The following is a 19,159-nucleotide window of genomic DNA, read 5'->3' as shown; positions in this document are numbered from 1 at the left end:
GTGGGAGAGGAGCAGATTGTCGAACTCGGGGAGGAAGCGCGGCGGGGCCGGGGTGTCGGCGGCGGGGCGGGGAGCGTCCGGGAGGTCGAAGAGCTCGACGCCGTTCGGGTCGTGGAAGGTGACGAGCCGCGGACGCAGTCGCTCGAAGGTCTCGCGCAGGCGGGTCAGGCCCGCCCAGGTCTGCATGTCCTTGACGGAGGCGGGCCCGAAGGCGGCGAGGTAGCGCAGGACGGTCTCGTCCGGGGCGGGCGCGGGCTCGGCGGGCCGGCCCAGCCAGTGCTCGGCGGTGGTGAGCGCGACCTGGCCGCTCCGCTCCCACAGCCCGCGCGGGGTGACCTGGACGAGCGGGAGCTTGCAGCGGGCGGCGATCGCGAGGGCCTGCGGGTCGGCGTCGGGCCACTCGACGAGCAGGGCCTCGCGCAGCTCCTTCATGGTGCGCGGCTCGGCCTCGACGAGTGCGCGGGCGATGACGGCGAGCCGGTCCAGGTCCACTCCGAGGAGCCCGGTGCGGAAGTTGCCGAGCTCACGATCGCGGGCGGCCTGCACCAACGGGCGCAGCGTGAGGCAGTCGGCCGCGGTGTGGGTGTGGATGGTGGACCGCATGGTGACGATCCGGACGACCTCGCGCTCGGCCATCAGCCCGGACAGTTCCCCGGGCGTGAAGCCGGCAAGGCGGGCGGCGAGCGCGTAGTACGGCGGCTTGACGTTCTGGGCCTGGAGGCCGAGGAGATGCTCGACGGCGGCGTGGGCGGAGAGCGGGGAGCGGCGCAGGAGGAGTTGCCGGTCGAGGGTGGCGCGGTTGAGGGCGCGGGTGTCGAGTACGGGAGGGTGAGAGGCAGCCGCCTTGGTCGTCATGCTCCGCAAGCTAGTCGCTGTCGCGGACAGCTTCCGTCCGCAACTCTCACCGAATCCGGGACCTGGTTCACACGCCCAGCCTCTTTGCCCCGTATATCCTGCTCATGCCCTGTGATCACGTACCCGTAGGCTCGATCGAGAGGCACCGCGATGCCCCAGCGACGCGCCCGCCCCACCTCGAAGAACGGCCGAACCGGCAGAAGCACCGGGAACGGCAGGTTGTCCGGCTGGCGCCGCACACCCGCACCGCCTCCCGCACCCGAGCCGAAGCTCCCGGTGTCCACCGCCGACGTGTCCCCCGCGGAACCCTCCGACCCGGGCAGTGTCGTCCAGGCCGCCCTGTACCGGGACGGCGTGCGCGTCTCGGCACCGGACACCCTCGCCGACACCTTCCGCGAACTGCGCGAACAGCCGTCCGGCATGGCGTGGATCGGCCTCGCCCGCCCCACCGAGAGCGAACTCCTCTCCCTGGCCGCCGAGTTCGACCTCCACCCACTGGCGGTCGAGGACGCGATGGAGGCCCACCAGCGCCCGAAACTGGAGCGCTACGGTGAGACGCTGTTCGTGGTCCTCAGCGCCGCGCGGTACTTGGACACGACGGAGGAGGTCGACTTCGGCGAGCTGCATGTCTTCGTCGGCCCGGACTTCGTGATCACGGTCCGGCACGGCGCGGCCCCCGACCTCTCCGCGGTCCGCCAACGCATGGAGGAATCACCGGAGTTGCTGAAGCTCGGCCCCGAGGCGGTGCTGTACGCGATCCTCGACGCGGTCGTCGACGGCTACGCGCCGGTGGTCACCGGCGTCCAGATCGACATCGACGAGATCGAGACGGAGGTCTTCCGCAGCGAACCGCAGGTCTCCCGCCGTATCTACGAACTCTCCCGCGAAATGGTCGAGTTCCAGCGCGCCACCCGCCCCCTGGTCGGCATGCTGCACAGCCTGATGGCGGGCTTCGCGAAGTACGGCACGGACGAGGAACTCCAGCGCTACCTCCGCGACGTCGCCGACCACGTCACCCACACCAGCGAACAGGTCGACGGCTTCCGCCAGGCCCTCACGGACATCCTCACGGTGAACGCGACGCTGGTCACGCAGCAACAGAACGCGGAGATGCGGGCGTTGGCGGAGGCGGGGTTCGAGCAGAACGAGGAGATCAAGAAGATCTCCAGCTGGGCCGCGATTCTCTTTGCTCCGACGCTCGTGGGGACCATTTATGGCATGAACTTCGAGAACATGCCTGAGCTTGGGTGGCGCTTCGGATACCCCTTCGCGATCGGCTTGATGGGGCTGGTATGCGCGAGTTTGTACGTGATTTTCAAGCGGCGGGACTGGCTCTAGCATCCGTCAATCGCCCTTCATGTGAGTCCCTGGGCGCGGACTTGGAGTCGTTGTCCTGGGTACGTGGCTCAATCGGTGCCGGGTTGGACGAGCTTGAAGACGAGGCGGGCGGCGGCCCGTTGGGCGGCTTGGCGCAGGCGCATCGGGGCTGGGCGGGCCGGAGACTGCGTGGGAGTGCCTGCCAGGCGGGGGAAGAGGACTCCGGCGTTGGTGCGGTTGACGGCCTGGAGGACACCGGGGGCGACACCGCTGTCGAGGCCGTTGGCGAAGTACTGGCTCGCGACGGCGGGGGCGAACGGCCAGTCGCTGCCGAAGAGGATGTGTCCGGGGCGGGCAAAGGCGAGCAGCGTGGGCAGGGCGGCGGAGCTGGAGGACAGCGCGGTGTCGTAGTAGAGGCCGCGGAAGTCGTCCAGCACGTCCAGGGGGCTGCGTCCGGTGTCGCCGACGATGGCGACGGCCATGCGGTGGGAGGCGTAGGGCACGAAGCCGCCGGCGTGGCTGAGGATGAACCGGATGTTCGGGTATGTGCGTACGACGCCGTTGCGGACCAGGAGGTATGCGGCCCGGGTGGTGTCGAGGAGGAAGTCTGCGGCGAACGGCGGGATCCCGTCGACAGCGGGTGCCGGGAGGTCGGCGGGGTGGACGAACACGACAGCGCCCCGGTCGTTCAGGGTCTGCCACAGTTCGTCCTGGCCACCCGCGCCGACGTAGGCGCCCTGGTTGTTGGCGAGCAGGGTGACCCCGTCGGCCCCCAGCTCGTCCAGGGCCCGCTCGGCCTCGACGGCGGAGGCGGCGGCATCGGGCATGGGCAGCGTGGCGAAGTACCCGAAACGGCCCGCGTGTTCGGCGGCGAGGGACGCGGAGAAATCGTTGAGCCGCCGGGCCAGGTCGGCGGCCTCGCCCGGATCGGTGAGGAAGCCGGTGCCCGGGGTGGAGACGGACACGATCGCCGTGTCGGTGCCCAGCAGGTCCATCACCTCCAGGGCCGACTCGGCGCTCCACTCGGGCAGCTCACGGCCGCCGGCCTCGGCGATGCCCGCCTGGGTGAGGAGGTCCCGGTAGAAGGAGGGAACGATGTGCTGGTGGACGTCGACCCGGCCCGATGCGCCGGTCACGAGGCGTCCCCCTGGGCCTTCTGGACCGTGAGCGGGTCGAGCGTCACGTCGGTGAGCATGTCTTCCTGGCCGCCGGCCATGCCCCGCCGTCCGGCCTCGACGAGCGAGGCACGCGCGTCGGTGCGGTAGCGGGCAGAGGCGGACTGGGCGTGGCGCAGGAAGCTGGAGTACACGCCGGCGAGGCTGAGGGTTTCGCGGTCGACCTGAACGGGGCGGCCCCTCAGCGGTCGTACGAGCTCGTCGGCCGCGTCCTGCACGGCGAACAGGTCGCAGCCGTGGGCGTGTCCGAGCTTGTCTGCGGCGGCGACGAACACTTCCAGCGGGGCGTTGCCGGTACCGGCACCCACGCCCGCGAGGCCGGCGTCGACGGGTTCGGCGACCCCGTGCATGGTCAGGACGCCGTCGGGGTCGACGACGTGGACGCAGGTGGCGGCATGACTCTCCATCAGCTTCGCCCGACGGGCGAGGTGCGCCGGGTCGGTCAGTTGGCTCATCCTCAGGAAGCCGACGGTGTCCATGCCCAACTCCCGTGCGGCCGCGATGTGCTGGGCGGAGATGTCGGCCTCGGTGCGGTGCGTGGCCACGCGGACGACGGAGGCTCCTGCGCGGTGGGCGTCACACAGGTCGTGGACGCTGGCGATGCCGCGCAGGAGGAGCGTGGCGACCTGCGCGCGGGTGACGGCGTCGGCCACGGCCCCGATCCGCTCCAGGGCGGTGTGGGCGCCGAAGCCGTCCACGCGGGAGGAGCCGGCCAGACCGTCGCCGTGCGCGACCTCGATGGAGTCCACGCCGGCCGCGTCCAGGGCGGCGGCTGTGGTGACCGCCTGGTCGACTGTGTACTGGTGGCGGATGGCGTGCATGCCCCCCGCAGGGGGATGTCGCTGATGTGGAGGCGGCTCGTCGGGCGGTTCCTGCGGGCGTCTGCGCGTGCCGGGTGATGCGGTCGGCGGTGGCGACGGCCGCAGAGGTCGTGATGTCGAGGTTTCCGGCGTAGGCGGGCCCGTGGTCGGCGACGCCGGTGACTTCGAGCATCACCGTCGCCCTGGTGCCGGTGGACTTGCCCGTCCGCGGCACAGGCGTCGGCCGGCTCCAGGCCGGGCAACAGGTCCGACAGCGGGTCGATCGGCGCCATGTGGTGCCCGGCCTCACGCGGTGGCCGACGGGCTTTCTCACGCTGTGGTGCGGTCGCGGTCATCCCTTGCTCCTCGATGCCATGCGGGCGGCCGCGTCCCAGACCAGCTGTGCGTGCAGCTCGAACATCGCCACCAGGTCGACCGCGTCGCCGTGGATCTCCCGGTGCACGAACAGGCCGTCGGCGCCGGCGACGGCGTAGGTGGCGAGCGTGCGCAGGGCGTCCTCGTCCAGATCCGGGAACACGGTCCCGGCCACCTCGGTGATCTTCTGGGTGGCGATGTCACGGACCTGGAGGAACACCGTCCGGCCCCGGGGCTCGGTGGGCCGCCGCTCCAGAGCGAGCATCAGGCCGAGGCGCAGGAAGTCCGGCGCGTCGACCAGTGACTTGGCCACGTTCGCCGCCATGACGGTGATCCGCTCCAACGGCGTACCCGTCTCTTCGCCGGGCAGCTCGACGGCTGCCAGCCAGGTCTCGAAACTGCGCTCGATGACGGCGGCGATCAGGTCGTCCTTGTCCTTGAAGTGCCAGTAGATCGAGCTGGCCGGCAGCCCGCACTTCGCGCTGACCGCCGCGATGGACGTGCCCTCGTAACCGCGCTCGCCCGCGATCTCCACGGTGGCGTCGAGGATGCGCTGCCGTGACTCCACCCCGTTCGCCCGCTTCTTGCGCGTCGTCTGCGGCCTGCTCATCGGATGTGCCCTTCCTGTCGTGCCGGCACTTGACCCCGTTCCACACCCACCTTACCGTAGCGATCGCTCCAACTGGAGTAAACGCTACAGCAACGCGATCGCAACACACCGCGACAGGGACGACAGCGAGGTGCCTGGTGAGCGAGTCCAGAGCCGGAGACATGACCTACGACGTGGCGGTGATCGGCTACGGCCCCACCGGCGTCACCGCCGCGAACCTGCTGGGAGCGCTGGGCCTGCGGGTCGTCGTCCTCGAACGCGATGCCGAGATCTACACCCGTGCCCGCGCGATCTCCACGGACGAGGAGGTCCTGCGGATCTGGCAGCGCACCGGTCTGGCCGACCGGCTGAAGCAGGACATGCTGGCCGAGCGGCCCCTCGATTTCGTCGACGCGCGCGGCCGACCGTTCCTCAGCGCGCACCCCACCCCGCGCGGACACGGGCATCCGCCGCAGATGTTCATCTACCAGCCGGCGCTGGAGCGGGTCCTGCGCGACGGGGTCGCCCGCTACCCGAACGTGGAGATCCTGCTGCGGCACGAGTGCCTACGGATCCAACAGGGGCCGGACGGCGTGGAGTTGACGGCCCTCTCCACCGCCGACGACTGCGTACGACGGCTGCGCGCGTCCTACGTCATCGCCGCCGACGGCGGTTCCAGCCTCACCCGTGCCCAGCTCAACATCGGCTACGAGGGCAGGACGTACGAGGACCGCTGGGTCGTCATCGACACCGAGATGCTGAAGCCGTGGCCGGACCACGACCGGCTGCGCTTCCGCTGCGACCCGGCCCGGCCCGCCGTCGACTGCCCGACCCCGCTCGGGCACCACCGCTGGGAGTTCCCGATCCTGCCCGGCGACGACGAGCAGTACCTGACCACGGACGACGCGATCCACGCGATGGTGTCGCGGTACGGGATCAGCCGGGACCAGATCAAGATCCTTCGGGCCACCGTCTACAGCCACCACGTGCGCTTCGCCGCCCGCTTCCGCATGGGCAGGGTCTTCCTTGCCGGCGACGCCGCCCACGCGATGCCGCCGTGGATCGGCCAGGGCATGGCCGCCGGTGTGCGGGACGCGGCCAACCTGTGCTGGAAGCTGGCCGCCGTGCTGCGCGGCGAACTGCCCGAGGCGGTGCTGGACAGCTACGAGGCCGAACGCAAGCCGCACGTCAAGGAGATCACCAGGCGGGCGGTGTTCGTCGGGCGGATCATCACCGAACGGCGCCTCCCGGTGACCCGCGTCCGGAACACCGCGCCGCGCGGCCTCAACCGCATACCGGGCTTCGGCAACTGGCTCCAGGACTCCCACTGGATACCCGTCGCCCACTACTCCGCCGGCTTCCAGGTCCGACCCCGCACCAAGGCGTCCGGCCAACAGGTCCCACAGCCCTGGGTGACCGGCCCCGACAGCGAACGCGTACGGCTGGACGACGTACTCGGCGGCCGCTGGCTGCTCCTGCACGGCGGGCACCCCGTGTCCCAGCCCGCGTGGGACCACCTCGGTGTTCCCTCGCTCACCGTCACGCCCGCCGGCTCCGAGCCGGCCGAGGGCACGGTCGTCGACAGCGAAGGCGTCCTGCTGCCCTGGATGGCCGGGCACCGCGCGGCCACCCTCGCACTGCGCCCGGACGCCTACGTCTACGCGGCCGCACCCACCGACGCCCAACTACCGCCGCCTCCAACCGGTTTCGCCCCGGCGTCGCACGCGTCCGTCCCGATCGCCCTGTGAGGACTGCCATGACCACGCACACCGAACTGCCGTCGATGCGGGAGTCCCTGCTGGACGTCGCCGGCAAGAAGATCTTCGTCGCGGAGACCGGGGACGGCCCGCCCGTCCTGCTGCTGCACGGCGGCGGACCCGGCGCCTCCGGAGTCTCCAACTACCACCGAAACATCACTGAGTTGGCCAAGGAGTACCGGGTCATCGTCCCCGACCTGCCCGGCTACGGCCGCAGCACCAAGGGCATCGACGGTGCCGACCCCTTCGGGTACCTCGCCGACGCGATCCGCGCGCTGCTCGACCAACTCGGCCTGGAAAAGGCGCACTTGGTCGGCAATTCCTACGGCGGTGCCTGCGCCCTGCGTCTCGCCCTGGACACCCCCGACCGCGTCGACCGCATGCTCCTGATGGGCCCCGGCGGCGTCGGCACCACCCGCGCCCTGCCCACCCCGGGCCTCAACAGCCTGCTCGACTACTACTCCGGAGACGGCCCTTCGCGGCTGAAGCTGGAGAAGTTCATCCGCACCTACCTGGTCTTCAACGCCGCCGACGTGCCGGACAGCGTCGTCGACGCGCGCTATCGCGACAGCATCGACCCGGAGGTCGTCGCGGCTCCGCCACTGAGGCGCCCGAAGTCGCTGCGCGCCTTGTGGAAGATGGACTTCACCCGCGACGCCCGGCTGTCCCGGCTGCCCGTGCCGACCCTGGTGCTGTGGGGCGCGGCGGACAAGGTCAACCGGCCCGCGGGCGGACGCATGCTGGCCGAGCGGATGCCCAACTGCGATCTGTACGAGGTCGCCAACACCGGGCACTGGGTCCAGTTCGAACGAGCCGAGCTGTTCAACCGGCTGTGCGCCGACTTCCTGGCAGGCCGCCGGTGAACGCCACCGCCTCGGTCTTCGGCGCAGTCCACCTGGGCTACGTCGTCATCGAGACCAACCGCTTCGCCGACTGGCGTCGTTTCGGCACCGAGGCCATCGGCATGCACCGTGACGACCTCGACTCCGGCCTGATGCGGTTCCGGCTCGACGACCGGGAGTGCCGTTTCCTGCTCGGGCGTGGGCCCGCCGAGGACGTCGTCGCCACCGGCTGGCACCTCGACGACCACACGACCTTCGAGCAGATCGAGGCCCGTGTACGCGCCCAGGGCGTCCCCGCCGTCGAAGGCACCACGGAGGAGGCGGAGTTGCGCGGCGTCGAGCGCCTGCTGCGTTTCCCCGGTCCGAAGGGCATCACACAGGAGATCTACACCACCCCGGTGAAGTCCGCCGAGCCGCTGCGGATGCTCGCGTCCGGGTTCGTCACCGGCGACTCGGGCCTGGGCCACATCGCGATCACGTCCACCAAGCCGGCGCAGCTGCGGGGCTACTTCAACACCGTCTTCGACGCCCGGCTGACCGACTGCATCGACGAGACCATCAGCGGCGTCAAACTCAGGATCCGCTTCCTGCGGGTCAACGAACGCCACCACTCCATCGCCGTCGCCGCCGTCCGCGGCCTGCCGATCGACCCGGTCCGCACCCGCGTCCAGCACCTCAACATCCAGGCCGCCACCCTCGACGACGTGGCCCGCAGCTACCAGCGGGTGCACGAACTCGGCTTCGACATGGCCCTGTCCGTCGGCCGGCACACCAACGACAAGGAACTCTCCTACTACGCCCGCACCCCCTCGGGCTTCGAGTGGGAGGTCGGCTGGAACCCGATCGTCATCGACGAGACGACGTGGGAACCCACCACGCACCAAGGCATCAGCATCTGGGGCCACACCCCTGTCGGCCAGACCATCGTCGACAAGCTCGACCAGTTCCGGCTCGGCGCCCGTTCCCTGGCACGCCCGGAGGTCACGGTCCCCGCCCTCAGCGGCGCCGGTATTCCCGACGACTGACCGCCGGACCGGAGCAGACTGTCTACGGCGCGGCGAGGTTCGCGGTGCGTGGCTTCACGGAGTCGCGGCCCCAGGAGGTGCGGGCAGCAGGCCGACGGCGACCGAGCCGCGTTCGTCGTCCTCGATGCCAGGCCTGCTCGCGTCTCCCCCGACGAAGCGGCACGGCCGATCCCGCGCGGTGTCCTCAGGGACAAGGCTCGCGTACTCGTCGGGTCGACGCGAAGATCCTCGACGTCTTCGTCCGGATCGCAGGGCCTTCCCACCAGCGCATCACCGCGCCCGAACGTCACAGCATCCATGAGGTGGAGGAGAGCCACCGATGCCCACCCCTCCGACCAGCCGGCTCCTGCGTCCCCTGCGGATCGGCACGCTCATCGTGACCGGCAACCTCTAGGTCTCCCTGCAGTCCAAGTCCGCGGGGCGTCGGGCCGGCATCGACGACGACGGCAAGAAGCCCGGCCTGCGGGACTGGGGGCCAAGGACGTGGGGTTCGACGGTGTGCAGATCCACGCCGCGCACGGCCACCTGGTCAGCCAGTTCCTCACCCCGCACACCAACCGCCGCACCGACGAGTACGGCGGCAGCCTGGACAACCGGATGCGCCTGCCGCGCGAGGTGTTCCGCGCGATCTGCACCCGCGTCGGCGACGACTTCCCCGTCCTGCTCAAGCTGAACGGAACGGACATGCTTCCGCGACCGCGGGGCGGTCCCGCCTTCACGCCCTGCCGGAGCGGGACCGGATCATCCTCTAACAGCGGTTCTTCGGCGGCATGACGCAGGCCGCGATCACCGAGCAGCTCGGCGTCTCGCAGAGATGCACGTCTCCCGTCCGATCGGCCTGTGCTGCGAGCGCCTGCGTGATCAGGTGATGCACGACACGGCCCGACCCCACCTCCTCCCCACCGGTTTCCTCGCGCCTTCTCGGGGCACTTCGATGGCCAGGTCATCGCGAGGCGGCCCTGCGCATGGACGACGTAGCGGAATACCAGATCGGACAGGGCGAGTCGGTCTCGCCGGTGGAGGTGCCGTGTGAACCGGCGTGCAGCGCTTCTCGGCACGGGCGAGGTCCTGGTGTGGTGGGCCGCGCTCGCCCTGCCGTGGCTGGTGTTCATCAGGGCCGTGACCACCCGGGAACTCGTCATGGGCGCGTCCGCCGCGCTGGTCGGCGCGTTCGCCGCGTGGGGTGCGCGGTGGGCGGTGCGGGGGTGGTGAACGGCCGGGCCGTCACCGCGACAGCCACGCTCGCGGCAGCGGTCGGAGCCACGGCCACGACACGCCGTCGTACGTCGAACTCGCCCTGTTTCCGGGCCTGTTGGGGCCGGTCGGCACATGGGCGCGCGAGTCACGCGGAGCGCGAGCCTCAGCGTCGGCGCCTCTGGTCCTCGCTGCACCGGCTGCCCGACGCCCCGCCCCCGAAGAGCTGGTGCGGGGTGAGCCGCTCGCTCCCGTCCTTCGCGTACGGCACCTCGGCGGGCTCGCGCATCTCCTGAACCTCGTGGGTCGGCCCGGACTCCGGCAGCCGGGGCTGCTCCTCGGGGCACGGTGGCGCCGACTCCCGGCGACGGGTCCTGATGCCGAGACGTACGGCCCGGATCAGCGCGACGACGACGATCAGGTCGGCGGCCGACGACAAGAGTGCGACGGCCGCTCCGCTCGACGCGGTCACGTCCATGCTCGGTGCGGTCGTCGTCGCCGGGTGCCCCGCTGCCGCCGAGGCGACCTCGCGCACCCCTGCGTGCCCAACCGCCTTTCCGGGTACCCGATGTCGACAAACGCCCGAGATGTGACCATGCCGTTCAGGGTCCTTGCCTGACGCTTCCGACGGTGCCCTCGGCCGGAGAGCATGTGGCGATGGACTGGCAGGGCTTTACGCAACGGACGGCGTCGATGGCCGTCGACCTGCTGGGGCAGGAGTCGGGCGGCGCGGCACTGCGCCGGATCGTGTCGTCGAGCGTGGAGATCGTCTAGGGCTGTGACGCGACAGGCATCCTGATCCAGGACGACGGCAAGGTGCGGACGCCGGCCTCGACCGACAGGCTCGCGGCGGAGTCCGACCGTCTTCAGGAACAGCTCGGCGAGGGCCCCTGCTTCGACATCACGCGGGATGACCTTCCTGTCGTTCGCCGACGACGAGGAGTTCGGCGCGCTGGACATGTACGCGCGCCAGCCGCGAGCCTTCACCGAGGTGAGCGAGACCGCCGGGGTGCTGCTGACCCCGCACGCCGCTGTCGCGCTCTCCGGTGCGCGCACGGACACGGAGTTACACAGCGCGCTCACCACCCGCCACGTCATCGGGGAGGCGATGGGCATCGTCATGGAGCGCTGTCACCGCGACGGGGGCGGGGCGTTCGCGTTGCTCCGCGATCTTTCGCAGGAGCGCAACATCGCGCTCCGGTCGGTCGCTCAGCGGGTGTGCGACAGCGGCGGCCTCGAAGACTGACGCCGTGCGCGTCGGGGGCGGCTCTTCCGGCACACGGTCCGAGCCGGAAGAGCCTGACCATCGCCTTCCCCCGGGGACACGGCGACGGCTCCCGGCCGAGTGCCCCCACATCCGCGACCTGCCTGTCGCCGCGGCCCTCCACGATCAGTCGCCGCCGAGGTGTCTGATCGGATGATTTCGGGGCACTCGCCGGCCAAGGGGTTCCAAAGCCTCATACGGCTGGGTCCCAAAGCCCCACACGACACACAAAGGGCGACGATGAACCAGCACGAGCATCCGCCGCCCACCCCTCCGTCGCAGGCTCCCGGCGAGAGCGGCGACCCGGAGGCCCGGGAGGAGGCGGAGGAGACGGTGCGTCCCCGCACACCGGACGACGAGGCCCGGAAGCCTTCCGCGTCGGGCAGCACCGAGCGGCGTTCCTCCGGGCAGAGCACGCACGCCACCCCGCCGGATCAATCGAACGAATAGCGCACCCGAACATGCATCCGGCCGGAGGGGGCAGGAGAGGCCTATCCTGCTTTCCATCTGAGGCGGCACCGTGACCCTTTCCGTGAATGCCCGCCGAGCGACCGACGCCGCGAGCGCGGAGACCCCCGAAGCGACGGACGACCTGCCGTGGATCGAGGACGCCGGCAAGGTCGCCCCCAAGGACGCGCGCCTGCTGTCCAAGCTGTTCCTGGACCGGCTCCGGGTTCTGGAGGAGGGCACGCGCGAGTACCAGTACGCGCGCAACACGCTCATCGAGATGAACCTGACGCTGGTGCGGTTCGCCGCCCGCCGCTTCCGCAACCGCGGCAACGGCGACATGGAGGACGTCGTCCAGGTCGGCACCATCGGCCTCATCAAGGCCATCGACCGCTTCGACCTGACCCGCGAGGTCGAGTTCACCTCCTTCGCGATCCCGTACATCGTCGGCGAGATCAAGCGGTTCTTCCGCGACACCACCTGGGCCGTGCATGTTCCGCGCCGCCTTCAGGAGCTGCGCGTCGACCTCTCCAAGAGCAAGGAGACGCTCACCGTCGAGCTGGGCCGTACGCCCACGGTGAAGGAACTCGCCGCCCATCTGAACCTGACCGACGCCGAGGTCATCGACGGACTCGTCGCCGCCAACGGCTATACCGCCGGCTCGATCGACACCCCGGGCGGCGAGGCCGAGACCGACGGCGGCGCACCGAAGTACGCGGACACCATGGGCGACACGGACCCCGCCCTGGAACTGTTCGAGGACCTCCACACGCTCGGCCCGCTGCTGCAACAGCTCGACGACCGGGAACGGGCCATCATCGAGATGCGCTTCGGCCAGGAGCTGACCCAGGCCGAGATCGGCCGTGAGCTGCACGTGTCCCAGATGCATGTCTCCCGCCTGCTCTCCCGCACCCTCACCAAGCTCCGCAGCGGACTGCTGACCGGATGAGCCGGCGCATCTCACGGAGCGCCGGGCGGCGCGTCCGTGCGGCGTACCCCGTCGCCCAGGGCGATGCGGGCGGTGACGCTCTTGCCGGTCGGTTCAAGGCGGACCTGGAACGCCTGGACGACGGCCATGACGATCTCCAGGCCGTGCCGACCGACCCGGCGCGGATCCCCCGGGCGGGCGACGAGCTCGACACGGGCGGTGTCCCGTACGGTCACCTCCACCGCGTCGCCCGTGATGCGCAGTTCCATCCCCAGCGGACCGGGGGCGTGTCGGCGGGCGTTGGTGACCAGTTCGCTGACCACCAGTCGCGCGAGGTCCGCGGCCCGGGCGGAGACGGCCACACCGTGGTCCGTCCCGGCACGGCGGAGAAAGTCCGTCACGAGGTCGCGCGCTTCGCCGATGGAGCTGCCGTCGTCGCTCAGCGCGACCGCGGTGGTCATGGGGCGGGTGCCCGGCTCGTCTTCGTCGTCACCGTCGACAGGCTCCACGCAGTGTCACCTTCGTTCCCGTTGTCCGCCGACGCCTACCCGGCACGGCGTACCTCATGTGCTCCCCACTCGAATTGATCATGGCGGTGACAGACATGCACGAGGCCCGTCCCCACCATCTGACGGTCAGTCACCTCACCGTCGACGGCGTACGGATCGTCGGTGTCGACGCCCTCGTTCCCCGCCACCCCACCGTGCGCCGGCGCTGGAGAAATGGCCTCGGCGCATGTGCCGTAGGCTGCGCCGGTCAGTCCTGACACATACATGTGAATATCGAAGGAGTGCCTGAATGGTGAAGCGGGACAACGCTGTGGACCTGGTGGGACTCCTGTCGGTCGACGGACAGGATCTGGCCGCGTCCTGGGTCGGAGAGGTCACCGGATCACTGGGCGGCCGGATCGGCGCGGCGGAACTCAACCGTGAGCTGCGCGAGTTGTACGAAGCCCTGGTGGAGGCGCTGCGCAAGGGCGCCACGGACGTCCACTCGGAGCACATGTCCGAAGTCCGGGCCCATTTGACGGAGTTGTCGAGGAACCGGGCCCGGCAGGGATTCTCGCCGAGTGAGACCGCCGTCAGTGTTTTCGCGCTGAAGCGTGTTCTCGAACCCGTGCTGGAGAAAGGCACCGCCGACGACATCCGCGCCTTTCTGCGCCTCTCCCGGATCCTGGACAGTCTGGGGCTGTTCACGATCGAGACCTATACGCAGACGCGCGACCAGCTCATCACCGCGCAGGCGGAGCAGTTGCTGGAGCTGTCCACTCCGGTGGTGCGGCTGTGGGACGGGGTCATCGCCGTACCGCTGGTCGGCACGCTGGACTCGGCGCGGACCCAGGTGGTGATGGAGAAGCTGCTGCAGGCGCTCGTGGACACCGGTTCGGAGCAGGCGATCATCGACATCACGGGCGTTCCCGCGGTGGACACCCAGGTCGCCCAGCATCTGCTCAAGACCATCGTCGCCGCCCGGCTGATGGGCGCCGAGTGCACGGTGTCCGGCATCAGTCCGCAGATCGCGCAGACCATCGTCGCGCTGGGGATCGAGTTCGACGGCATCGTGACGAAGGCGAGTCTGGCGGACGCCCTCAAGCTGGCCCTGCGCAGGTCGGGCGTGGACCTGGTCGCGCACACCGGCGCGCTGCGGTGAGCGACCGTATCCCGATCCTGCGGATCGGCGACACCCTGGTGGTGTCCGTCCAGTTCGATCTGGAGGATCAGACCGTCCTCAACCTCCAGGAGGATCTGGCCGACCAGATCGTGGCCAAGTCGGCCCAGGGCGTCATCATCGACATCAGCGCTCTGGAGATCGTCGACTCGTTCGTGGGACGCATGCTGGCGACGGTGGCGTCCATCTCGCGCGTGCTCGACGCCGAGACCGTGGTCGTGGGCATGCGTCCGGCGGTGGCGATCACCCTGGTGGAGCTGGGGCTCTCGCTCGGCGGCGTCAGCACCGCTCTCGATCTGGAGAAGGGGCTGGCGAAACTGGGCCGGTCCACCAGTTCGGGCCCCCGATGACCGCGCCCTGGACAGCCGACGAAGAGCCACAGGTCCATGTCATCGAGCGCAGCGGCGATCTCGTCCACATCCGCCAGGCCATCCGGGCGCTGGCCCAGCGCTGCGGTCTCTCCCTGGTCGACCAGACGAAGATGATCACCGCGGCAAGTGAACTGGCCCGCAACACCCTGACCTACGGCGGCGGAGGCACGGCCCGGGCGGGGCTGGTGGGCGCCGACGGCAGACGGGGCGTGGCCGCCGTATTCGAGGACACCGGCCCGGGAATCGCCGACGTGGAACAGGCGATGACGGACGGCTGGACCTCCGGCGGCGGACTGGGGCTCGGGCTGAGCGGAGCCCGACGGCTCGTCGACGACTTCCGGCTGCGCACGGCGCCCGGAGAGGGCACGACCGTGACGATCATCAAGTGGGCACGGTGAATACCACGACGCTTTTGGAGTCCGAGGACCTGGAGTGGTTCCGGGACGGGCCGTCCCTGCCGGTGGCCGCCCGGGGCGCCGCCACCGCGCTGGCCCGGCGCATCGGGCTCAGCGGCCATCGGGCGGCCGAGGTCGCCCTCGCCGTCACCGAGGCCGCGACGAACGTACAGAAGCACGCGGTGGACGGTGCGCTGCTGCTGCGTGTGGTGCGCTCCGGGGGCGAGGCCGGGGTGGAGTTCCTCACCGTCGACTCGGGGCCCGGGATGTCGGACGTCTCCGCCGCCCTCGCCGACGGGGCGTCCAGCGTGGGCACCCTGGGCATCGGTCTGGGCGCGGTCTCCCGCCTCGCCGACCACTTCGACCTGCACTCCGTACCCGGGCGCGGCACGGTCATGGCGGCCCGCTTCTGGCCGCGCACCGGGGACGGCAGAGCCGTCGTGGCCTCCTCGCCCGGTGGCTCCCCCGCCGCCGGTGTGACGAGGCCCATCAGCGGCGAGCTCGTGTGTGGGGACGCGTGGGCCGTCCGCGCGGTGGCCGGTGACGGCGGTCACCCCGCGCTCCTGGTCATGCTGTGCGACGGTCTGGGCCACGGGCCGCTCGCGGAGCGCGCGAGCCAGGCCGCGGTCAGGGCGTTCCGCGGCACGCACGATCTCAGTCCGGAGGGCGTCCTCGGTGCCGTGCACCGCGCGTTGCGGGGAACCCGGGGCGGGGCGGTCGCCGTGGCACGGATCGAGCCCGCCGCGCGGCGGGTGCTGTACTGCGGTATCGGCAACGTCAGCGGTTTCCTCGTCGACGACCGCGGGCGCCGCGCCCTGTTGTCCGCTCCCGGGATCGTCGGGGCGCACATGCGAAGGCTGCGGACGTTCGAGGAGCCGCTGCCCGAGCACGGGGCCCTGGTCATGCACTCCGACGGGCTGACCGAACGCTGGGATCCGGCGACGTTGCCGGGTCTACTGGGTCACTCATCGCTCGTCATGGCGGGACAGTTGCTGCGCGAGGCGGCCGTGCGCCGGGACGACGCCTCTGTCGTCGTGGTCAAAGGCGCCTGGTGAGCGGTGGGGAGAGGAGTGGGCATGCCGACCGACGCGTTCGAGCCGGGTCCGGGTGACGAGGCGCATCGCGACGACCGCTCGCAGGCCGCCGACGGACGGGTGACGTCGATCGGTCTCACCACACCGCAGGACGTGTTCGGTCTCCGGCGCAGCGCCCAACAGGCCGCGACAGCCGTGGCGTTGGAGCGCCAGGACCAGGTCAGGCTGGCCACCGCGCTGAGCGAGATCGGACGCGACCGGCTGGGGTCCCACGGGCTGGAGGTCACCTTCGGCCTGGACGCCACGGCCCAGCCGATGGCCCTGGTCGTCACGTTCGTCTGGACCGGCGGGCCGGCGCCGGCCAAGGAGACCCTCGACCTGGCGGCGAAGCTCGTCCGCGTCGACCACGAGACCGGTGCGACGGTCAGTCGTATCGTCGTCACCCAGCCGATCACGGCACACGGGGTGACGGCGGCCGAGCTGCGCGCGCGGCTGGCGAAGGCGCTCGCGGGCGTCGCCCGGTCCACCGAGGCGGACGATCTGCGGGCGCAGACCCGCGACCTGGTGGCCACGCTGGAGGAGACGCGCGCCCAGCGGGAGGAACTCCGGCATCTGAACGAGGAGTTGGAGGAGACCAACCGCGGAGTGCTCGCGCTCTACTCGGAGTTGACCCAGGAACTGGAGACCACCAACAGCGGAGTGCTGGCCCTGCACTCCGAACTGGAGGACAAACGCCACCAGTTGCTGGAGGCCAGCGAGGCCAAGACCCGGTTCTGGACCAACATCAGTCACGAGCTGCGCACTCCGGTCAACTCCGTGGTCGCGCTCTCCACCCTGCTGCTGGCGCCCAGTTCGCCGCCGCTCACCGAGGAGCAGCGGGAACAGGTCGACCTGATCGCGTCCTCCGGCCACATCCTGCTCTCCCTCGTGAACGACCTGCTCGACGTGGCCAAGGCCGAGGCCGGTCACCTCGACATCCACCCCCAACCCGTGGACCTGCGGCTGCTGTTCGCCCACCTCGGCAGCCTCCTGCTGAACAGCCCCAACCCCGACCGGGTCACCCTCGTCACCCCCGGTCTCGAACAACAGCCGGCCCTGGTGACCGACGAGACGCTGCTGGTCCGCATTCTGCGCAACCTGCTGTCCAACGCCCTGAAGTTCACCGAGCGGGGCGAGGTACGGCTGGACGTCGCCGTCGACCCCCGACCGGCGCCCCACGCCGTCCTGTTCACCGTCACGGACACCGGAGTCGGGATCCCGCCCGACGAACTCGGCCGGGTCTTCGAGGCGTTCTACCAGGTCCGCGGACCGCACCAGAGCGGACGCCCGGGCACCGGCCTGGGCCTGCCCTACGCCCGCACCCTCACCGAGCTGCTGGGCGGCTCCCTCACCCTCACCAGCACCGTGGGCGTCGGCACCCGGGTGCAGGTACGCCTGCCGGACCTCGGCCAGGACCCCCCGAAGGAACCGGACACCGAAGGGTCGGCCCATGACCGATAGAGTCCAGGATCTTTCACCCGCGACCGTCCTCGTCATCGACGACAACGAGACGAACCGCTACGTCCTCACCAGCTGGCTCCGGCGTGCCGGCCACACGGTCATCGGTGCCGGCACCGGTGCGGAGGGGCTCACACGGCTGAACTCCGCCGAGGACGCGCTCCCGGACCTCGCGATCATCGATGTCCGGCTGCCCGACATGAGCGGCTTCGAGGTCAGCGAGCGGCTCAAGAGCGATCCGCGCACGGCCCATGTGCCCGTCATCCAGATCTCCGCCGCCGCCATCAGCCCCGACGACCACGCCGAGGGACTGAGCCGGGGCGCGGACGCCTATCTCGACCAGCCCATCGACCCCGGCGAACTCCTCGCCACGGTCACCGCCACCCTGCGCTACGCCCGTGCCCGCCAGCGCGCCGAACGGCTCGCCCAACGCCTCATCGCCCTCAACACGGCGACGCTGGACGTCTACAGCGCCGTGGGTTTCCACTCCTTCGCCTCGGCGGCCACCGGTGGTGCGGCCGGCGTCCTGGACAGCCCGGCCAGCGCGGTGTTCCTCTCGCCCCAGGCGCAGGCCGTGCACAGCATGATCGACGACCCGCGGGCCGCCGTCCGCACGCATCCCGCCCACCCCGGACTCCTGGACCAGCTGGCGGCCCACGGGCTGCACCACCACGACACCGGAGTCAGGATCGTCCGCGTCCCGCACAGCCAGTGGCAGGCCCTGCTGCCGGCCGACCACCTGTCCGGCGAGATCGCTCTCGCGGTCGCCCGCACCAAACGCGGCCGTCCCCCGGTCTGTCTGGCCGTCCCCGCGACCGCCCTGGACAGCGCCGACGACGAGCAGCTCTTCCAGCAGGTGGCCAACGCGAGTGCCCTGGCCCTCGAAGCCCTGCGGACCTACAACGAGGAACGCGCCCTGGGCCTGGCCCTGCAACGCTCCTTCCTGCCCAAGGAGTTGCCGACGGTCCCCGGCATCGAGCTGGCCTTCCGCTACCTCCCCGCCTCCGAACACGCCGAGATCGGCGGGGACTTCTACGAAGCGGTACGGACCGTCAACGGTCTGCTGCTCGCCATCGGTGACGTCGTAGGGCACTCGGTGGAGGCCGCGACCGTCATGGGCGAGGTACGCCACGCACTGCGCGCCTACGCCATCGAGGGCCACCCTCCCCACCTCATCCTGGAACGCCTGGAGACCCTGCTCGGGCAGTCGCAGCCCGGGGTCACCGTCACCCTCTGCCTGGTCCTCGTCACCCCGCACGACCGTCGTCTGCACATCGCCAACGCCGGTCATATTCCCCCGCTGTTGATCGACCCGGACCACGGGCCGCGCTTCCACCATCCGCACGGCCCGCTCCTCGGCATGGGGCTCCCGCACCCGCCGCCCACCGTCCTGCCGGCCCCGCCCGGCACCCGACTGCTGCTGGTCACGGACGGCCTCGTGGAGGTGCGTACCGCCCATCTCGACACCACGCTCACGGAGTTCAGCGAGGCGGTCGCCGAAGGCCCGCACGACATCGAGGAGTTGTGCGATCTGCTGCTGGCCCGTTTCGGGCAGAACAAGGACGACGACATCGCGCTGATCGCCGCGCTGTTCACGTAACCGGCCGGCCTCGTGCGCCGGGGCAC

At 70.7% G+C, this 19,159-nt stretch carries 22 protein-coding genes and 1 pseudogene; 17 read left to right on the top strand and 6 right to left on the bottom strand.

Features of this window, described 5'->3' with window-relative positions:
* Positions 1 to 855, bottom strand: an 855-nt coding sequence (locus JHN63_RS16560) for a winged helix DNA-binding domain-containing protein (protein ID WP_200681829.1), incomplete at its 3' end; no start/stop codon positions are given.
* A gap of 150 nt (positions 856 to 1,005) precedes the next feature.
* On the opposite strand from JHN63_RS16560, the gene JHN63_RS16555 reads away from it, so the two are divergent.
* Complete coding sequence (locus JHN63_RS16555; RefSeq protein WP_200681828.1) at positions 1,006 to 2,193, top strand: magnesium and cobalt transport protein CorA; 1,188 nt, start codon at positions 1,006 to 1,008, stop codon at positions 2,191 to 2,193.
* A gap of 68 nt (positions 2,194 to 2,261) precedes the next feature.
* Here JHN63_RS16555 and JHN63_RS16550 read toward each other — a convergent pair whose 3' ends face one another.
* The 3 genes and pseudogenes from JHN63_RS16550 to JHN63_RS16540 form a co-directional block, all read right to left on the bottom strand.
* Positions 2,262 to 3,308, bottom strand: coding sequence for an amidohydrolase family protein (locus JHN63_RS16550; RefSeq protein ID WP_200681827.1), 1,047 nt, complete (start codon positions 3,306 to 3,308; stop codon positions 2,262 to 2,264).
* A pseudogene (locus JHN63_RS16545) lies at positions 3,305 to 4,194 on the bottom strand (4-hydroxy-2-oxovalerate aldolase). Before JHN63_RS16545 ends, JHN63_RS16550 begins: the two are co-directional and overlap by 4 nt.
* A gap of 305 nt (positions 4,195 to 4,499) precedes the next feature.
* Positions 4,500 to 5,132 carry a TetR/AcrR family transcriptional regulator gene (locus tag JHN63_RS16540; RefSeq protein ID WP_200681825.1) on the bottom strand — a complete coding sequence of 211 codons (633 nt, stop codon included), beginning with the start codon at positions 5,130 to 5,132 and terminating at the stop codon, positions 4,500 to 4,502.
* Positions 5,133 to 5,293: 161 nt separating this feature from the next.
* Between JHN63_RS16540 and JHN63_RS16535 the strand changes: the two genes are divergently transcribed.
* From JHN63_RS16535 to JHN63_RS16515, 5 genes are all read left to right on the top strand, one after another.
* Positions 5,294 to 6,859 carry a bifunctional 3-(3-hydroxy-phenyl)propionate/3-hydroxycinnamic acid hydroxylase gene (locus tag JHN63_RS16535; protein ID WP_200681836.1) on the top strand — a complete coding sequence of 522 codons (1,566 nt, stop codon included), beginning with the start codon at positions 5,294 to 5,296 and terminating at the stop codon, positions 6,857 to 6,859.
* 8 nt (positions 6,860 to 6,867) lie between these two features.
* Positions 6,868 to 7,731 (top strand): alpha/beta fold hydrolase, encoded by an 864-nt coding sequence (locus JHN63_RS16530; protein WP_200681824.1) that lies wholly within the window; start codon positions 6,868 to 6,870, stop codon positions 7,729 to 7,731.
* Complete coding sequence (locus tag JHN63_RS16525) at positions 7,728 to 8,735, top strand: VOC family protein (protein WP_200681823.1); 1,008 nt, start codon at positions 7,728 to 7,730, stop codon at positions 8,733 to 8,735. The genes JHN63_RS16530 and JHN63_RS16525 overlap by 4 nt, the downstream gene beginning before the upstream one ends.
* Positions 8,736 to 9,218: 483 nt before the next feature.
* On the top strand, positions 9,219 to 9,509 hold the full coding sequence (locus JHN63_RS54285) for a hypothetical protein (protein WP_307781905.1): 291 nt from the start codon (positions 9,219 to 9,221) through the stop codon (positions 9,507 to 9,509).
* A 255-nt stretch (positions 9,510 to 9,764) separates the two neighbouring features.
* Positions 9,765 to 9,947 (top strand): hypothetical protein, encoded by a 183-nt coding sequence (locus tag JHN63_RS16515; RefSeq protein WP_200681822.1) that lies wholly within the window; start codon positions 9,765 to 9,767, stop codon positions 9,945 to 9,947.
* A 148-nt stretch (positions 9,948 to 10,095) separates the two neighbouring features.
* Here JHN63_RS16515 and JHN63_RS16510 read toward each other — a convergent pair whose 3' ends face one another.
* Complete coding sequence (locus JHN63_RS16510; protein WP_200681821.1) at positions 10,096 to 10,407, bottom strand: DUF6479 family protein; 312 nt, start codon at positions 10,405 to 10,407, stop codon at positions 10,096 to 10,098.
* Positions 10,408 to 10,559: 152 nt separating this feature from the next.
* Here JHN63_RS16510 and JHN63_RS54280 point away from each other — a divergent pair, with 152 nt between their 5' ends.
* From JHN63_RS54280 to JHN63_RS16495, 4 genes are all read left to right on the top strand, one after another.
* Positions 10,560 to 10,703, top strand: a complete 144-nt coding sequence (locus tag JHN63_RS54280; RefSeq protein WP_307781904.1) for a hypothetical protein — start codon at positions 10,560 to 10,562, stop codon at positions 10,701 to 10,703.
* A 136-nt stretch (positions 10,704 to 10,839) separates the two neighbouring features.
* Entirely contained in the window at positions 10,840 to 11,175 is a 336-nt protein-coding gene (locus JHN63_RS54275; RefSeq protein WP_307781903.1) for an ANTAR domain-containing protein, read from the top strand.
* Positions 11,176 to 11,433: 258 nt separating this feature from the next.
* Complete coding sequence (locus JHN63_RS16500; RefSeq protein ID WP_200681820.1) at positions 11,434 to 11,643, top strand: hypothetical protein; 210 nt, start codon at positions 11,434 to 11,436, stop codon at positions 11,641 to 11,643.
* An 82-nt stretch (positions 11,644 to 11,725) separates the two neighbouring features.
* Positions 11,726 to 12,589: a SigB/SigF/SigG family RNA polymerase sigma factor gene (locus JHN63_RS16495; RefSeq protein WP_200681835.1), complete on the top strand. Its 864-nt coding sequence runs from the start codon at positions 11,726 to 11,728 to the stop codon at positions 12,587 to 12,589.
* A gap of 11 nt (positions 12,590 to 12,600) precedes the next feature.
* On the opposite strand, the gene JHN63_RS16490 is transcribed toward JHN63_RS16495, so the two are convergent.
* Positions 12,601 to 13,077 (bottom strand): ATP-binding protein, encoded by a 477-nt coding sequence (locus tag JHN63_RS16490; RefSeq protein WP_307781902.1) that lies wholly within the window; start codon positions 13,075 to 13,077, stop codon positions 12,601 to 12,603.
* A gap of 80 nt (positions 13,078 to 13,157) precedes the next feature.
* Between JHN63_RS16490 and JHN63_RS16485 the strand changes: the two genes are divergently transcribed.
* The 7 genes from JHN63_RS16485 to JHN63_RS16455 are packed head-to-tail and all read left to right on the top strand — an operon-like array spanning position 13,158 to position 19,133.
* Positions 13,158 to 13,334: a hypothetical protein gene (locus tag JHN63_RS16485; protein ID WP_200681819.1), complete on the top strand. Its 177-nt coding sequence runs from the start codon at positions 13,158 to 13,160 to the stop codon at positions 13,332 to 13,334.
* A 32-nt stretch (positions 13,335 to 13,366) separates the two neighbouring features.
* On the top strand, positions 13,367 to 14,218 hold the full coding sequence (locus JHN63_RS16480) for an STAS domain-containing protein (RefSeq protein WP_200681818.1): 852 nt from the start codon (positions 13,367 to 13,369) through the stop codon (positions 14,216 to 14,218).
* Positions 14,215 to 14,586: an STAS domain-containing protein gene (locus tag JHN63_RS16475; protein ID WP_200681817.1), complete on the top strand. Its 372-nt coding sequence runs from the start codon at positions 14,215 to 14,217 to the stop codon at positions 14,584 to 14,586. The genes JHN63_RS16480 and JHN63_RS16475 overlap by 4 nt, the downstream gene beginning before the upstream one ends.
* Positions 14,583 to 15,005, top strand: coding sequence for an anti-sigma regulatory factor (locus JHN63_RS16470; RefSeq protein ID WP_200681816.1), 423 nt, complete (start codon positions 14,583 to 14,585; stop codon positions 15,003 to 15,005). The genes JHN63_RS16475 and JHN63_RS16470 overlap by 4 nt, the downstream gene beginning before the upstream one ends.
* Positions 14,993 to 16,057 carry an ATP-binding SpoIIE family protein phosphatase gene (locus JHN63_RS16465; protein WP_200681815.1) on the top strand — a complete coding sequence of 355 codons (1,065 nt, stop codon included), beginning with the start codon at positions 14,993 to 14,995 and terminating at the stop codon, positions 16,055 to 16,057. Before JHN63_RS16470 ends, JHN63_RS16465 begins: the two co-directional genes overlap by 13 nt.
* A gap of 21 nt (positions 16,058 to 16,078) precedes the next feature.
* Positions 16,079 to 17,536 (top strand): HAMP domain-containing sensor histidine kinase, encoded by a 1,458-nt coding sequence (locus tag JHN63_RS16460; protein WP_200681814.1) that lies wholly within the window; start codon positions 16,079 to 16,081, stop codon positions 17,534 to 17,536.
* On the top strand, positions 17,526 to 19,133 hold the full coding sequence (locus JHN63_RS16455; RefSeq protein ID WP_200681813.1) for a fused response regulator/phosphatase: 1,608 nt from the start codon (positions 17,526 to 17,528) through the stop codon (positions 19,131 to 19,133). The genes JHN63_RS16460 and JHN63_RS16455 overlap by 11 nt, the downstream gene beginning before the upstream one ends.
* Positions 19,134 to 19,159 lie beyond the last annotated feature (26 nt).

The organism is Streptomyces sp. MBT65, assembly GCF_016612545.1.
Classification (GTDB): domain Bacteria; phylum Actinomycetota; class Actinomycetes; order Streptomycetales; family Streptomycetaceae; genus Streptomyces.
This window is presented reverse-complemented; position numbering and strand designations above follow the sequence as displayed.